The sequence below is a fragment of the Kitasatospora sp. NPDC059088 genome (assembly GCF_042738155.1).
Lineage (GTDB): Bacteria > Actinomycetota > Actinomycetes > Streptomycetales > Streptomycetaceae > Kitasatospora.
Genome location: NZ_JBHYGR010000019.1, coordinates 22,194 through 37,099, shown reverse-complemented (window position 1 = coordinate 37,099; position 14,906 = coordinate 22,194). Strand labels below are relative to the sequence as shown.

Here is a 14,906-nt window from a genome sequence, read left to right as displayed (position 1 = left end):
TGCCCTCTCTCCTACGGCTTGCGCTCGGCCGCGCCGGAATGGAACGGCTTGTAGCTCTGCTCCTGGACGTCCGGGAAGTACTCCCGGGTGGCCTCGCCCACCAGTCGCATCAGCTCGGCGTCGACCGAGGCCGGGCCGGCCACCAGCCGGTTGAGCGGGGAGTCCGGGACGGAGTTCGACAGCCGCACGCCGCGCGCCGCGTGGATCGCCACCAGCGACCGCTGGGCGTTCGCCGCGTCCCGCATCTTGTAGACCGCCTGCGGCCCGTCCGGGATCCCGATCATCGACTTGGTGCCGCCGCTGCCCAGGCAGTTCCGCGGCATGTGCAGGTGCTCGTGCCGCCACTGCTGGTGGACGAAGTGCAGCCGGAAGGCGTGGTCGATCACGGAGTGCCGCAGCCACAGCTCCGGATCCTTGTGCCGCCCCTCGTCGACCGACCGGACGGCGTCGCTCAGCGAGCCCTGGTGGAAGGAGAGCAGCCAGCTCTCCAGGTCCCCCCAGAAGCACTTGAAGAGGTCCCGGAACATGTGCTGCTTGATCGCCAGCGAGTGGGTGCCGCTGGCCGGACCGAGGTTCTCCCGGAAGCCGTGGTACTCGCCGGTGGCCAGCAGTTCGGCCATCACCCGCTGCGCCTCGACGACCGGCACCAGCAGTGCCCGGCAGGCCGCGAGGTGCTCCACGGCGCGGCTCAGGTCGGCGGCGCGCAGCGCCCGGACGGCGGCCTCCAGGTGGTCGTTGGCCTCGGCGCAGAGCAGCTCCGGGATCTGGTGGAGGGCGACGAACTCGCCGTGCAGGGTGGCGCCGTGGAGTTCGGTGGCGGCCACGGCCTCGGCGAGCAGGGCGGCCCGGGTGAACTCGTCCAGGGTCTGTCCGACGGGCTTGCGCACCCGCACGCCGGAGAGGTCGCTCTCCCACTTCGTCGCGTCGTGGCTGCCGGTGCGCAGGTCGTGCAGGAAGGAGTACAGCGGGTCGTCGATGCTCCGGGTGGCGATGGTCGAGCGGACCGCCTTCTGGTCGCGCTCCAGCAGGGCCGTCCGTACGGCCTGCTCCAGGTCCCGCACCGCCTCGACGTACGCCCGGTACCCGGCGGACTCGGCGAGGCCGATCTCGGAGGTCCCGGCGAGGTCGCCCTGCCCGAAGACGCTGCGGGCGTCGAACAGCGCGGTGCCGAGGTGGCGCAGCAGCCGGTGGAAGCCGATGCTCCAGCGGCTGAACCGCGCGGTGTCGCCGAGCTCGCCCGCCAGCGTGCCGGCCCGGGTGCGCTCGGCGAGCCGGCTCAGGTTGCGCAGGGACACCTCGGCGGCCTGGAAGACGGCGCGCACCAGCGACTCGTACGAGGCGGGCGCCACCCCGCCGCCGGCCCTGGCCCGGGCCAGCAGGTCGATGCGGTGGAGCTGGTCGTAGCTCTCGGCCACCGGGCCGAGCGCGGTCGTCCTCGGACCGCCCCTGGCGGGTTCAGCCTCTGCCACGGGGGAGCCCTGCGGATCCGGCCTTGACATTCACATCATCCCCCGGTGGTCGTCGCCACGTATCGAATGGAGTCGGTCGGACAGGAGTCCACGGCGTCCAGCACGCAGTCGAGTTCGCGGTCCGTCTCCGGCTGTTTGCTGACGTAGTGCACGTCGTTGTCGAGGTCGCCCTCGAAGTTCTCGGGCGCGAGGTCCTGGCAGAGCCGGCAGTCGATGCAGGTCTCGTCGATGGTGAACCTCCCGTCCAGCGGCAGCCCGGTCGGCAGCGGCAGCTCGGTCACGTCCCGCCGCCCCCCTCGCCCCCGGGCCGGCCGTGCGGCGCGGTGAAGTTCCGCATGGTCGGCTTCGCCGAGGTCCGCAGCGCCTGCTCGAAGCGGGCGACGTCCAGGGCGCGGAAGCGGGTCGGGGCGCCCAGCCGCTCCCGGGCGCGGTCGGCGATCAGGGCGCGGGTGGCGTCGTCGCCGGAGGACGGCGGCAGGGCGATCTCCAGTGCGTCGCCGTCGACGTCGAAGGCGAAGTAGTAGGGGGCGGCGGTCATCGCCCCGAGGACGATGTCCTCGACCTCCAGCTGGGAGGTCCAGCGGGTGCCGACCCGGATCCGGTCGCCCATCCGACCCCGGTGCCGCAGCCGCCGCAGCGGGGAGCCGCAGGCGCAGGGCGCCGCCTCGATCAGGCAGGTGTCGCCGGTCCGGTAGCGCAGCAGCGGCATGGCCCGGCTCGCCAGGGTGGTCACCGCGAGCTCGCCGACGGAGCCGTCCGGCAGCGGTGCGCCCGACGCCGGGTCGACGACCTCGAAGTAGCTCCGGGTCTCCACCAGGTGCAGGTCGCCGAGCGCGCAGAACATCGCCAGGGTGTTGGTCTCGGTCATGCCGAACATCGAGTAGGCGGTCGCGCCCCAGAGGTCGTGCAGTCGCTGCTTCTTGGCCGGGGACGACCCCTCGCCCGCCATCAGGATCCGGGTGACGGCGAGGTCCCGGCGGGGGTCGAGGCCGGCCCGCCGGGCGGTCTCGCCCAGGAACAGCGCCCTCGTCCCGGAGCACACCAGGGTGGTGGCGCCCGCGTTGCGCAGCGCCCGGACCATCCGTTCGGGCGGGCAGCCGGGGGAGGCCGCGCCGAGCGGGACGATCGTGCAGCCCAGGATCTCGAACGCCCGGTCCAGGTCCTGGCCCACGCCGGCCAGCTCGTACGGGACGGCGACGGCCACCACGTCCCGTGCGTCGACCACCGCGGCGAGCAGGCCCGCGACGGTCAGGTTGTTCTCCAGCCAGTCCTCGACGGTGAAGAACGCGCCGATCGAGCGGCCGTCGCCGGTCCCGGAGCTCTCGTCGAAGCGGATGACCTCCCGCTTCGGTACCGCCAGCAGCCCGAGCGGGTACCCGGCCTTGAGGTGCTCGCGGGTGGTGAAGGGCAGGCGCCGGAACGCCCCGGGCCGGCCCGCCGCGGCGGCCTCGGCGACCTCCCCGGGCACGTGGGCGGCGTAGAAGGGCGAGTTGGCGCACGCGTGCCGCACGGCGCGGGCGAGGGCCTGCCGGGCCCAGTCGTCGAGCCCCGGCCGGTCCAGCGCGCTCACCTCGGCGACCCGCCGGGCGATGGCGATGCGGGCGGCGACCCGGTCGCGCAGCCGGCCCGTCGACGCGTGCCCGGCGGTGGTGGTGGCGGTCGTCATCGGGACGCCTCCTCCAGGGCGGTCATGGCCGCGCGCTCCTGCCCGGCGAGTTCGCCGACGATCGCGGCCGCCTCCTCCAGCGAGCCCCGCAGGGAGGCCTCGTCGGCCTTCCGCAGCAGGGTGGCGACCTCCGTCCAGCGGTCGGCCGTCCGGCGGTAGTCGGCCGCGGCGAGGCGGTAGGCCTCGATGCCGGTCAGGCCGTGTGCCTCGTCCAGGAAGCGGGCCCAGAGCGCCCGGAAGAAGCCGCCGCCGGTGCCGCCGTCCTCCATGCTGACGCCGATCCGGCGCACCGCCGCGACCGGGTCGTCCAGCTGCTCGGACCACCTGCGCATCAGCGAGCCGGTCTTGGCGATCCCCTTGAAGCCGAGGTTGGTGATCGGCGGGGCGAGGAAGTCCCGGGCGGTGGCCAGGACCGCGCCGCGGCAGCCCTCCGGCAGCCCGGCCGGGTCGAAGTCGCCCGCGCCGAGGCGGAAGGCCAGGTTGCGGGAGCTCATCGGCCCCTTGGCGGCGCGGGCCTCGCGCAGGCTCTGCCGGGAGGTGCGCCGGACGCCGAGCGGCGCCGTCTCCGCGAGCAGGAAGGCGTCCCCGTCGTAGCCGACGCAGGTCACGTAGTGCGCGGCGAAGTGGTGGCTCTCCTCGGCGTAGTCGAGGTGGAAGCGGTCGAGCTTCAACCCCACCACCTCGCCCGCGTCGAGGGCGGCCAGCAGGCCGGCCTCCGCGCGCTCCCGGGAGGTGGTCTCCTGCTCGTGGAGTTCCAGGCCCAGCGCCCGGACGGCGTTGCGGATCAGGTGGTCGGGCTTGACCCGGCCGCCGAGGAAGGGACCGGGCATCTGCTTCGAGTGCCAGTAGAGGAAGGAGAGGCCCTGCCCCAGGCCGAAGACCAGCGGCTCGCTGAGCTCGATGCCCTTGGTGCGGAGCATGTTGACCAGGGCCGTCGACTCGCAGTGGTCGCCCGAGTAGGGGGCGGGAGCGGTGGTCCCCATCAGGCGGTTCTCCCCTCGCGCGGGGCCTGGTGGACGATTTCCAGCACCGTCCCGTCGGCGTTGTTGCGCAGATGGCCGTAGGTGTGGCCGAGTTCGTCGGCCTCGGTGAAGGCGATCACCTCCAGGTGCGCCGCGTCCCGCGCCAGGGTGTCGAGGGTCCGCCGGACGTCGGCCTCGGCGCGGACCTCGACGGCGAGGTGGGACATCAGCAGTCGGCGCTCCTCGGTGCTGCGCTCCCGCCAGCTGCCGTAGTGCTTGCAGGCGAAGGTCTCGATGGCGCGGCCGTCGGGCAGCACGACGGAGTTCCACCACCCCTGGGTGCCGTACTGGCGCGGCGAGATGTACGAGGGGCCGGTCTCGACCTCGGCGATCCGCCCGGCCGCGCGGAGTCCGACCAGGTGGGCGTGCCAGTCCAGGACGGCGTCGTCGCGCTCGTAGTCGCCGAGGTAGATCCCGATGTGGTTGACCCGGGCGAGTCCGTCGGCCAGCCCGGTGACCAGGCGGTCCGTCCCGGGGCCGCACCAGCCGCGCAGGTGCTCGGCGCAGTCGACGTCCTGCCAGCTGCCGGAGGCGTCGAGGACGGCCTCCCAGACCGCGTCGAAGTCCGCGGGCCCGGGAAAGCGTCCGTCGTAGGTGGTGGAGAGTCTCGGCGTGCTCCCTGCGAGTGCGTTCACGACGCTTCCTTCCTGCCGGTGATGACCAGCCCCAACAGCACTTCCTTCACCTCGGCCACGAGGCCGGCCTGCCGGAGCAGCTGCTCGACCTCGCTCCTGACGTACGAGGAGTTGATCGAGGAACGGAACCCGGGCCGCATGTCCGCCGCGATGTTGGCCTTCATGAACTGGAAGGTGACGCGGTCGACGTCCCGGCGCAGGTCGGTAACGCAGTAGTGGCCGCCGGGCCGCAGCACCCGGTGGAGCTCGGACAGCGCGCGGACCGGGTCCGCCCACTCGTGGAGGGAGGCGGAACTGAACACGTGGTCGAAGGAGTCGTCCCGGTAGGGCAGGGTCAGGACGTCCGCGCAGTCGTAGGTGCAGCGCTCCGCGAGGCCGTAACCGGCGGCGTTGGCACGCGCCCGCCGGAGCATCGCCTCGGAGATGTCGACCCCGGTGAGTTTACCCGGACTTTCCGTTTGTTTCATCCATTCCAGCCCCAAGTATCCTGGGCCGCAACCGAGTTCGAGCACCGACCCGGAGCGGATGCCGGCCCCGAGGACGTCGTCCACCTTCTCCTGGAGCCAGCCGTGGTCCCGGATGTGACGCTGCATCTCGTCGTACTTCACCGCGATCTCGTCGCCCTGCAGACCGTCCTCGGTCTCGTGGACGCGATCGGCGGCCCTGCCCCGCGCACCAGCCATGGTCGACCCGCTTTCTGCGATCCCCCGGGGCCGTTCAGCCCGCGATGTCGGTGGTGACGTCGAGCAGCCGGCCGAAGGCGGCCTGCTCGGCGTCGGCGATCGCGGCCAGCCGGGCCCCGACCGTGTTCAGCTGCTGCTGCCGTTGCTCCGGTCCGCCCGCCGCGCCGTTGCCGGCGTCGCCGTAGCCGAGCAGCAGCTCGATCACCTCGTCCCAGTCCTGCCGGAGCTGCTCGAAGGCCCCGATCACCGGGTCGAGCCGGACCTCCCCGGAGCGGCTCCGCACCTCGCGGAGGAAGTCCAGGTAGAGGCCCCGGAAGTTGGTGCCGCCGGTCCCGGCGTAGCGCCAGAACCGCCCGGTGGCCGGCACCAGCTCGACGTCGGACGCCAGCGCGTCCCGCCAGCCGGGGATCTCCGCCGCCGCCCGGCGCAGCCCGGCGATCCCGAACCGGGGCCCCCGGTCGTCGAGCACCGTCCGCGCGGCCGCGCGCATCGCGCCCCACGCCCGGTCGAGCAGCAGCGGCTCCGGGTTGGCGGTCAGCCGCTCCGGCAGCGGGCCGAGGTGCAGCTGCCGGTTCGGCGAGGGCATGAACCCCTCCGTCGAGCCGCGCGCCAGCCGGAGCGACTCGACGCTCAACTCCCTCGCCCCGCCCTGCTGTTCGGTGTCGATGACATAGGCCGTGGTGTCGTCGAGGCCGTACAGCGCGATGCAGTGGGCGGCGAAGTGGCTCTTGGAGGTGAAGTAGTCGAGGTAGTAGATGTCCACCGTCACGCCGACCACGGACCCGGCGCGCAGCAGCTCGGCGGCCCGCTGCTCGGCGGCGGCCTGGTCCGCCTCCTGCGACTCCCGCAGCTCCACGCCGAGGGCGGCGCAGGCGTTCCGCGCCAGCTCCCCGGCGCCGGTGCGCCCGGTGAGCATCGGTGTGAGCCCGGGTGCCGGCGGTTCCCAGTACTGGAAGTCGATGCCCTGCCCGAGCCCGAACAGCATCGGCTCCGAGACGTCGGCGCCGGCGTGGCGCAGCATGGCCCCCAGCGTCGTCGTCTCGCAGTGCACGCCGGGCCGCGCCTGTAGTGCCAACCGCATTGCCCCCCCTAGCAACGAGTTCCAGTGGTGCGGGGCGCGCCCGTGCGCCGCCCCGGTGCGGGTGCTACGCCGGCCGGCCGACGTCGTGGTAGCTCTGCAGGTCCAGCAGGCCCGAGCCGCTGGCGAGCACCACCACGACCGGCCGCTGCCGCCGCGCGTCGGCCTCGGCCACCACACCGAGGGCGGCGGCGAGCGCGTGGTTGGACTCGGGCGCCAGCAGGATGCCCTCGGTCTGCAGCAGCAGCCTCCCGGCGGCGAAGGACTCGGGGTCGCCGAAGGCGACGGCGTCCAGGACGCCCTCGTGCCGCAGCAGGCTGACGATCGCGGAGCTGTGGTGGTTGCGCAGGCCCGCGGCGTGGACGGCCGGGGGGATGTAGTCCATCCCCATCGAGTAGCCCATCACCTCGGGCGTGAAGCCGGCCACGTCGGAGCGGCCGTACCGGTAGACCCCGGCGGTGAGCCGCGGCGCCGCGGTGGACTCCGCCGCGAGGAAGCTCAGGTCGGCGCCGTCCGTACGGGCCCGCAGGTACGGCCCGATCAGGCCGCAGAGGTTGCTGCCGCCGCCCGCGCAGGCGACCAGGTGGTCGCCCCGCCCGGGGGCGCCGAGGTCCTCGCCGAGTTCCTCCAGCTGCGCCCGCACCTCCAGCCCGAGCAGGGTCTGGTGCAGGTAGACGTGCGGGGTGCCGCTGCCGGAGAGGTAGGCGGCCGACTCCTTCCCGAGCGCGTACTGGATGGCGTCGCTGATCGCGGTGCCGAGGCTGCCCGGGTGGTCGGGGACGCGGGCGAGCAGCTCGCGTCCGACCGGGGTGAACGGCGAGGGGGAGGGGTGGACCTTCGCGCCGAGGAGCTCCATGTAGTGCCGGCGGTAGGGCTTCTGCTCCAGGGAGCAGCGCACCATGAAGACCTCCGCGTCGAGGCCGAACATGGCGGCCGCCAGCGCCACGCTCATGCCCCACTGGCCGGCCCCGGTCTCGGTGACCAGGGTCCGGCGCCCCTCCTCGGCGGCGTAGTACGCCTGGGCGATGGCGGAGTTGAGCTTGAAGCTGCCGGTCGGCAGTACGTCCTCGCGCTTGAGGTAGATCCGCGCTCCGGTGCCCAGCCGCTGCTCCAGGCGCCGGGCCCGGTGCAGCGGGGTGGGCCGGCCGACGTGCCGCAGCCAGTCCTGCACCGGCTGCGGGATCGGGACCCACGGTGCGGCCGGCCGGTCGTGCTCCAGGATGGCCTTCGGGCGCACCTTCGCGGCAATCTCGGCAGGGCTCGGATTGCCCTCGTTGCGGACTTCCGGCAGGTGTCCGGGAAGATCGCCGAGAAAGTTGTACCAACGTTTGGGAAGAGTCGAATCAGACCGATTGTCCGACGTGGGAACGGCGCCCGGCAAGAAGTCGACCCGGGAATTCTTCGGGGATAAGGATGCCATGACGCCCTCCAAAAAGGACTTCGCATGGTGCCTACTGGCGGCATCCTAGGGCCAGCTTTGAACGGGGCGCAAGATTCCTGTTTCAAGGATCATGCAGGACTTCGAAAACGTGGGCAAAAAGGGCGTGCGGCCCGTGGAACATCCGGTGGAAAAGCCGCATAACGCCCGGAAGCAGGGTGGTCGACGACGGTGAACTCCACTGCCAAGTCGGCTTCCGGACAGTACAGTTGACGTTGATTCAGCCCGACCCGACTTGACAGGTCACCGTCGAAAACACCGTCGGCGGTCCACGGGTGCACGACCATTCCAAGATCGTGAATTCCAAGATCTCGCGATAGCGGGCGCCGTCGCTTCTCCCTAATTCGACGTGGGGGCCGACCGAATGACCAACGAAGCCGTCCGATCCATCTGCCGCAGCTGCCACGGCGGGTGCGGGGTTCTGCTAATTCCCGGGAACCGTGACGAGTTCACCGTGGCCGGGGACCCGGAGAATCCGAACAACCGCGGATTCCTCTGCGCGAAGGGCCGGGCGGCGCCCGCGCTCGCCCGCCACCCCGACCGGCTGACCCGCCCGCTGCGGCGGGTCGGCAGCCGGGGCAGCGGCGAGTTCGAGGAGATCGACTGGGAGGAGGCGCTCGACACCATCGCCGCCAGGCTCCGCGCCGACCTCGCCGGCGCCGGGCCGCGCAGCATCGTGCTCGCCCAGGGCACCGACCGCAACTACCAGGAGTGGCTGTTCCGCTTCGGGAACGCGCTGGGCACCCCGAACGTCATCGGGCCGGCCCACGTGTGCTTCTACCCGCGCGTCATGGCCGGGATCCTCTCGATGGGCGCGTTCAGCTTCGTCGACTACGAGGGCGGTCCGGAACTCGTCGTGCTGTGGGGGAGCAACAAGCCCGCGACGCACGGGGACGGCGTCATCGGCACCCGGCTGCTCGACGCCGTCAGCCGGGGGACCAGACTGATCGTCGTCGATCCGGTCCGCACCCCCGTCGCCCGGCGCGCCGAACTCCACCTGCAACTGCGGCCCGGGACGGACACCGCCCTGGCCCTGGCACTCCTCCACGAGATCGTCGAACAGGGCCTGGAGGACCGGGAGTTCGTCTCCCGGTACGCCACCGGCGCCGAGGAACTGCGCGCCCACGTCCGGGAGTGGACACCGGAACGGGCGGCCGGGATCACCGGCGTCCCGGCGGACCTCATCCGCCGGGCCGCGACGGCGTACGGCACCGCGGCGAGCGCGGGCATCGAACTGGGCACCGGGGCGCAGCAGAGCCGGGACTCCTTCGGCACCGCGCGACTGCTCGTCCAGCTCTCCGGACTGTGCGGCAACGTCGACGTCCCCGGCGGCGACGTGCTCTGGGAACCCCCGGGGATCATCGGCAGGCGCGCGATGCCCGGCTACGACCTGCTCCCGGACGGCGCCGGCGGCGACCGGCTCGTCGCCGGGCACTCCATCCTGGGCATGTCCGGCTGGGCGCACCCCGGGGCGGTCTTCGACGCCTGCCTCACCGGCGAGCCGTACCCGGTGAACAGCCTGCTCATCTTCGGGTCGAACCTGCTGGTCAGCTACGCGGACTCGGCGAAGGTGGAGGCGGCCCTGCGCGCCGTCCCCTTCATCGTGGCCGCCGACCTCTTCCTGACGCCGACGGTGCGCTACGCGGACATCGTGCTGCCGGTGCCCAGTTGGACGGAGCGGGACCAGATCGTCGAGCACGCCAACTACGTGGCCAGCCGCAACCGGGTCGTCGACCCCCTCGGCGAGAGCAGGCCCGACGAGGCCATCCTCAACGAACTCGCCCACCGGCTGGGCCTGGAGGGGTTCTGGGACAGCGCCCAGGACGCCCTGGACGCACGGCTCGCGCCGATCGGCATGGACTGGAAGGCCCTCCAGGCCCAGCAGTACCGGGCCACCGGCCTGCGCTACCGCAAGTACGAACAGGAGGGGTTCAGGACGCGCTCCGGCAAGTTCACCTTCCACCACCCCGGCCTGCGGATGATGGGCTACGACCCGCTGCCCGGGTGGACCGACCGCGAGCAGCCGGACGAGGACCACCCGCTGATCCTCACCTCGCGCCACTCGACCTTCTACTTCAACTCGGAGTTCCGCCAGGTCGGCCAGCTCCGCGAGAAGGAGCCCCACCCCCGGGCCGAGCTGTCCCCGCGCGCCGCCGCCGACCGGGGCCTCGCCGACGGCGCCTGGGCCGCCGTCACCCGGCACGACCGGGCGGCCTACTTCCGGGTCAAGGTCACCGACCGGCTGCGCGACGACAGCGTCTGCGTCTCCGCCTCCTGGTGGTACCCCGAGCTCGACGGCCCGGACTCCTGGCGCCTCTCCAACGTCAACCTCCTCACCACCGACGCCGGTTCGAACGCCGAGATGGGCTCCTCCGACCTGCGCGGCTGCACCTGCCAGGTGCGCCCGCTCACCCCGGAGGAGCACGGGAGGCTGGCGGGCCTGCTCGGCATCTGAGTGCCGCCGACTGTCCTAACGACCCGACAGCAGGCTCTCCAGGAACTGGCCGTGCGCGGGGACCGGGAGGCTCCGGGTCTCCGCAGGCTCGGTGGCCTCCGGGGCCTCCGGGGCCTGCGGGGCCTCCGGGGCCTGCGGGGCCTGCGGGGCCGCTACGGTCCTGCGCTCCGGGCTGCCGGTCCGTGCCTGGAGGACCCGGGTCGGCTGATCCGCCCGGCCGCCGGAGACCATCACACCGACGGCGTCCGCGATGCGGGTCATCGACTGGGGCTGCCCGGCGGTCACCGCCGGCGCCCGGCCGGCCGCCGCCGCCTCACCCCGCAGCCGGTCGACCTCGGCCTCCAGCGTGGCCACCCGCGCCCGCAGGTCGTCCAGCTCGCTCTTCTTCCCCATGCCCCAGGCCCTTCCCGGCCGCTCCCGGCCCTCTGACGTGCCGTTCCACCCTATCCGGGCCGCTCCCGCGCGCCCACGGGGTGCCACGGTGGCCGGGGCGGCGGCCGTACGGGGCCTGCGGTACGGGCGTTCCGCGTTGATCGCTTGTCTACCGGTGCCGCCTAGCGTCCCTCCTCGTACCCGGCCCGATCCCGGGCCGCCGTCGAAGGGAGAACACGCGTGCTCCGCAAGACTCGCGCACTGCTGACCGGTTCGGCCGTCGCCCTGGCGCTCACCGTCAGCTCGACGGGCTTCACCGCCCACGCCGCCGGGGACCAGAGCGGCATCGACGCCTGCGCCCGGGAGGCGAAGGCGGCGGGCTTCGCGAAGGACAGGTCCGGTGAGGGCCGCAACGACGACGCGATCTACGCCGTCGCGATCGCCATGGCCGAGTCCGGCTGCAACCGCCTGGCCGTCCACACCAACCTGCCCACCGACCCCGACCCGGGCACCAAGGACCTCGGGGCCTGGCAGATCAACGAGCGCTGGTACCCCGAGGTGCACTACCACGACCCCGAGATCGTCACCGCCGAGAACTGGCAGGACATGGGTTGGTCGGCCCGCAAGGCCTACCGGATCGACAACGACGGCACCGGCCGGGGCTGGGCCTCCTGGGCGGCCTGGAACCTCGGCACCTACCAGCAGTACCTGGGCCAGGCCCGCGAAGCGGTCAACCGCGCCTGGCAGTGACGCCCCGCCGGCCCCGGCCGTACCCGGGCGGGCGGGTGGTGCGGGTCAGCGGGCGGCGGTCAACTCCCGTTCGGCGACCAGCCGGAAGCTCCGCGCGGGGCGACCGGTGAGGCGGCGGACGGTGTCGGTGGTGCGGTCCTCGGCGCCCTCCGCGATGGCCCGGTCCATCCCGGCCAGCATCGCGGCGAACTCCTCCGGCACCAGCGCGGCGAGTCGGGCGCGCTGTTCGTCGTACGTCAGGTGGCGGTGGACGACCGAACGGCCGGTGACCTCCGTGAGGACGGCGGCCACGTCGTCGTGGCTGAGCGCCTCGGGCCCGGTCAGGACCAGGTCGGTGTCGGGCGCGTGGTCGTCGGTGAGCGCGTGCACGGCCGCGGCCGCGATGTCGTCGGCGTCCACGAAGCCGACCCGCCCGTTCCCGGCCGCGGTCAGGATGGTGCCGTCCGCGCGGATGCCGCGCGCGTGGAGGTGCTCGCCGGTGAAGTTCTGCATGAACCAGGACGGCCGCAGCACCGCCCACTGGTCGAACAGGCCCGGCAGGGCCCGGTGCACCACGCCCACCGCCGGGCCCCCCGCGGGCACCGCCGAGGAGCTGAGGAGCACCGCGCGGCGCACGCCGGCGGCCCGGGCCCGGCGGAGGAACGGCAGCATGACCGTCGCCGGTTCCGGGTCCCCCACGGGTGGCACGAGGTAGACGCGGTCGGTGCCGGCGAGGGCGCCGTCGAAGGTGCTGGGGTCGAACCAGTCGAAGCGCACCGGCTCCGTGCCGGGCACTGGTGCGGCACTGCGGCCGGCGGCCCTGACGCGGTGCCCGGCGGCGACGAGCCGCGCGGCGGTGCGGCTCCCGGTGGTGCCGGTGGCGCCGGTGACCAGGACGGTGCTGGTGTCGTTCATCCCGCGCTGCTCCCCGTGAAGTCGAGACCGGGCTGCTGGACGGCGAGCGGGTTCCAGTAGTCGCGGTAGGCGGTGAAGCGCCCGTCCCGCACGGTCACGACGGCGATGTAGGACATGTCGAAGGGGTCCCCGGTGCGGACGACGCGGCCCACGCCGCGCATCTCGACCACGATCGTTGCGGCGTCGGTGGTCCGATGGATCCGCAACTCGGGGAAGTCGTGCAGGTCGATGTGGTCGGGGTAGTCGCGCATGTAGGCCGCGACGGCCTCCCGGCCCTCCAGGCGCCGGGGCAGGCCCGGCGGCGCGAAGGGGAACTCCATCACGCCGTCCTCGGCCCACAGGCCGACCCAGGCGGGAATGTCCTTGTCCAGCAGCAGGCGCAGGCCGTGGCGGTACAGCTCCGCCGGTGGGGTGTTCGCGGGCATGGGTCCTCCGTCGCTTACGATACGGACCAGTGGTCCGCTTCAAGAACGATACGGACCGGCGGTCCGGATCGCAATCGGAGGAAGCAGATGACCGAGCGCAAGCCACGCAAGGACGCGACCCGCAACCGGGCCGCGGCCCTCGCGGCGGCCGACGAGCTCTTCTCCCACGGCGGAAGCGCCGAGGACGTCACCATGGCCGACATCGCGGCGGCGGCCGGGGTCGGCAAGGGGACGCTCTTCCGCGCCTTCGGCGACCGCACGGGCCTGATCCGGGCCCTGTACGCGGCGCGGCTCCAGCCGCTCACGGAAGCCGTCGAGGCCGGCCCGCCCCCGCTGGGCCCGGGAACGCCTGCGCCGGAGCGCGTACCGGCCCTGCTCGACGCCCTGCTGTGCTTCAAACTGGACAACCGTCACCTCGCCCTGGCCCTGGAGGGAACCGGAGCGGACAGCCCCTACCGGACGGAGCACTACGAGCGGTGGCACACCCTCGTCCGGGAACTCCTGCACCGGATCCCGGGGGCGGCCGACGGCGGCTTCACTGCCCACGCGCTGCTCGCGGCCACCCGTGCCGACCTGGTGGAACACCTGGCCGGCACGGAGCACGCCTCCCGCGAGGAGCTGCGGGCGCAGCTGGCGCGCCACGTCGCCCGGGTCCTCGGCGTCGCGTGACGGTCCGCCACCCGGCGGGGTGACGGCCGCGAGGAGCGGACCAGGTGTCAGGAAACACCCATCCCGTCCTCAGACTGCTCAAAGCGGCGCTCTCTAGCGTCACTGGACATGACGAAGCGAAGCGTCCCCCTGTCGAGGCTGCTGGCTCCCGTCGGCCTCCTCGCGGCCGCAGGCATCATCAGCGGGGTGCTGCAAGGGAGTTCCGGTGCCGCCGAGAGCCGGCCGCGGATGTCCGTCGTGGCCGACCCGGCCGCGGTGTCCGCGCCTTCGGCGCCCGCCACGTCCGCTCCGAGCGCCGCTGCCGCCCCGACCGCTACCGCTACCGCTGCCGGTGACCCGAGCGCCACCCCGAGTCCCGCGCCCAGTCCCACGCCCACGCCCGCCCCCGCCCCCGTTGCGGACGAGGCGCTGCGCAGCGCCGCCGACCGGCGGTTCGGGCTGACCGCCACCACCGGTGGCGCGGACGGTTATTGGGGTCTCACCGCCACCACCGCCGCCGACCAGGCGCAGCTGCTGTGCCAGGTGTTCACCGGTGACTCGATCCTCTCCCCGGCCTCGCGCGGCTACGTCCAGCAGCTGCTGGGCCAGGTCGAGAGCGACCAGCGCTGGGGGGTGAGCGCGGCGGCGACCGGCGGTACGTCCGCGGTGAAGGACGGCTGGCTGCCGCGTGACGCCGACGGCCTGTGGGTGATCAACAGCATCGGCACGGTGGAGCACGACGGGCACCAGCTGCTGATCGCGGTGCTCTCGGACGGCAATGCCGACGAGTCCGGGGGCATCGCCCTGGTCGAGTCGGTGGCCCAGGCGGCCGCCGGTTCGCTGAACGGGAGTTGAGGGCCCCGCCGGTCGGGGGGCCTCGGTCAGCCGGGGAAGACCTGGCCCAGGAGCCGCTGGAAGGTGTGCCGGTCCGCCTCGTCCAGCTGGGCCAGGCCGGTGAGGCCGGACATCAGGTCCAGCCGGATCTGCCGTACGGTGCGCTCGCCCTCCTCGGTCAGCACCACGTTCTTGATCCGCCGGTCGGCCGGGTCCACCTCGCGGCGGACGAGTTCGCGGGCCTCCAGGCGGTCGACGATGCCGGTGACGTTGGAGGCGTCGCAGGCCAGCAGGTCGGCCAGGGTGCGCATCGGGCGGGGCTCGCGCAGCAGGCTGAGGGTCTTGCCCTGCATGAGGGTGAGGCCGCGTTCGGCCGCCAGTGCGGCGAAGTTCCGGTAGTAGGCGGCCGCGGCGCCGGCGACCTGGTCCATCAGCTCGACCGGCGTGGGGGCGGCGGAGCCGGTGGCGGTCGGGGTGGCGGTCGGGGCGGCGCTCTGGGTCATGGGTCGAGTGTAGGCGGGATTGCTTGACTTCTTC

Annotated in this window: 16 protein-coding genes; 4 read left to right on the top strand and 12 right to left on the bottom strand. The window is 73.1% G+C overall.

What is annotated here, in order from left to right; genetic code table 11:
* Positions 1-11: 11 nt before the first annotated feature.
* The 8 genes from ACFWXO_RS11380 to ACFWXO_RS11345 all read right to left on the bottom strand — a co-directional run bounded on the left by ACFWXO_RS11380 (position 12) and on the right by ACFWXO_RS11345 (position 7,934).
* Positions 12-1,469: a hypothetical protein gene (locus ACFWXO_RS11380; RefSeq protein ID WP_380523319.1), complete on the bottom strand. Its 1,458-nt coding sequence runs from the start codon at positions 1,467-1,469 to the stop codon at positions 12-14.
* Between the two features lie 35 nt (positions 1,470-1,504).
* Entirely contained in the window at positions 1,505-1,750 is a 246-nt protein-coding gene (locus ACFWXO_RS11375; protein ID WP_380398479.1) for a ferredoxin, read from the bottom strand.
* Positions 1,747-3,135, bottom strand: a complete 1,389-nt coding sequence (locus tag ACFWXO_RS11370; protein ID WP_380523318.1) for a phenylacetate--CoA ligase family protein — start codon at positions 3,133-3,135, stop codon at positions 1,747-1,749. The genes ACFWXO_RS11375 and ACFWXO_RS11370 overlap by 4 nt, the downstream gene beginning before the upstream one ends.
* A complete protein-coding gene (locus tag ACFWXO_RS11365; RefSeq protein ID WP_380523317.1) occupies positions 3,132-4,118 on the bottom strand; it encodes a BtrH N-terminal domain-containing protein in 987 nt (328 codons plus the stop codon). Before ACFWXO_RS11365 ends, ACFWXO_RS11370 begins: the two co-directional genes overlap by 4 nt.
* The gene (locus ACFWXO_RS11360; RefSeq protein WP_380523316.1) at positions 4,118-4,792 is read right to left on the bottom strand and encodes a hypothetical protein; all 675 of its coding nucleotides are present in this window, start codon (positions 4,790-4,792) and stop codon (positions 4,118-4,120) included. Before ACFWXO_RS11360 ends, ACFWXO_RS11365 begins: the two co-directional genes overlap by 1 nt.
* Positions 4,789-5,475 carry a class I SAM-dependent methyltransferase gene (locus ACFWXO_RS11355; protein WP_380523315.1) on the bottom strand — a complete coding sequence of 229 codons (687 nt, stop codon included), beginning with the start codon at positions 5,473-5,475 and terminating at the stop codon, positions 4,789-4,791. The genes ACFWXO_RS11360 and ACFWXO_RS11355 overlap by 4 nt, the downstream gene beginning before the upstream one ends.
* A 34-nt stretch (positions 5,476-5,509) precedes the next feature.
* Positions 5,510-6,556, bottom strand: a complete 1,047-nt coding sequence (locus ACFWXO_RS11350; protein ID WP_380523314.1) for a BtrH N-terminal domain-containing protein — start codon at positions 6,554-6,556, stop codon at positions 5,510-5,512.
* Positions 6,557-6,620: 64 nt separating this feature from the next.
* Complete coding sequence (locus ACFWXO_RS11345; protein WP_380523381.1) at positions 6,621-7,934, bottom strand: TrpB-like pyridoxal phosphate-dependent enzyme; 1,314 nt, start codon at positions 7,932-7,934, stop codon at positions 6,621-6,623.
* A gap of 421 nt (positions 7,935-8,355) precedes the next feature.
* Between ACFWXO_RS11345 and ACFWXO_RS11340 the strand changes: the two genes are divergently transcribed.
* Positions 8,356-10,446, top strand: a complete 2,091-nt coding sequence (locus ACFWXO_RS11340; protein WP_380523313.1) for a molybdopterin-dependent oxidoreductase — start codon at positions 8,356-8,358, stop codon at positions 10,444-10,446.
* A 15-nt stretch (positions 10,447-10,461) separates the two neighbouring features.
* On the opposite strand, the gene ACFWXO_RS11335 is transcribed toward ACFWXO_RS11340, so the two are convergent.
* The gene (locus ACFWXO_RS11335; protein WP_380523312.1) at positions 10,462-10,839 is read right to left on the bottom strand and encodes a hypothetical protein; all 378 of its coding nucleotides are present in this window, start codon (positions 10,837-10,839) and stop codon (positions 10,462-10,464) included.
* A gap of 219 nt (positions 10,840-11,058) precedes the next feature.
* Here ACFWXO_RS11335 and ACFWXO_RS11330 point away from each other — a divergent pair, with 219 nt between their 5' ends.
* The gene (locus ACFWXO_RS11330; RefSeq protein ID WP_380523311.1) at positions 11,059-11,568 is read left to right on the top strand and encodes a hypothetical protein; all 510 of its coding nucleotides are present in this window, start codon (positions 11,059-11,061) and stop codon (positions 11,566-11,568) included.
* A 45-nt stretch (positions 11,569-11,613) separates the two neighbouring features.
* Here the strand turns inward: ACFWXO_RS11330 and ACFWXO_RS11325 are convergent, their stop codons facing one another.
* The gene (locus tag ACFWXO_RS11325; protein ID WP_380523310.1) at positions 11,614-12,462 is read right to left on the bottom strand and encodes an NAD(P)H-binding protein; all 849 of its coding nucleotides are present in this window, start codon (positions 12,460-12,462) and stop codon (positions 11,614-11,616) included.
* Positions 12,459-12,887 carry a nuclear transport factor 2 family protein gene (locus tag ACFWXO_RS11320; protein WP_380523309.1) on the bottom strand — a complete coding sequence of 143 codons (429 nt, stop codon included), beginning with the start codon at positions 12,885-12,887 and terminating at the stop codon, positions 12,459-12,461. Before ACFWXO_RS11320 ends, ACFWXO_RS11325 begins: the two co-directional genes overlap by 4 nt.
* An 87-nt stretch (positions 12,888-12,974) precedes the next feature.
* On the opposite strand from ACFWXO_RS11320, the gene ACFWXO_RS11315 reads away from it, so the two are divergent.
* The gene (locus tag ACFWXO_RS11315) at positions 12,975-13,556 is read left to right on the top strand and encodes a TetR/AcrR family transcriptional regulator (RefSeq protein ID WP_380523308.1); all 582 of its coding nucleotides are present in this window, start codon (positions 12,975-12,977) and stop codon (positions 13,554-13,556) included.
* Between the two features lie 108 nt (positions 13,557-13,664).
* A complete protein-coding gene (locus ACFWXO_RS11310) occupies positions 13,665-14,390 on the top strand; it encodes a hypothetical protein (protein ID WP_380523307.1) in 726 nt (241 codons plus the stop codon).
* A gap of 26 nt (positions 14,391-14,416) precedes the next feature.
* Here the strand turns inward: ACFWXO_RS11310 and ACFWXO_RS11305 are convergent, their stop codons facing one another.
* Positions 14,417-14,872 carry a MarR family winged helix-turn-helix transcriptional regulator gene (locus tag ACFWXO_RS11305; RefSeq protein ID WP_380523305.1) on the bottom strand — a complete coding sequence of 152 codons (456 nt, stop codon included), beginning with the start codon at positions 14,870-14,872 and terminating at the stop codon, positions 14,417-14,419.
* Between the last annotated feature and the right edge of the window lie 34 nt (positions 14,873-14,906).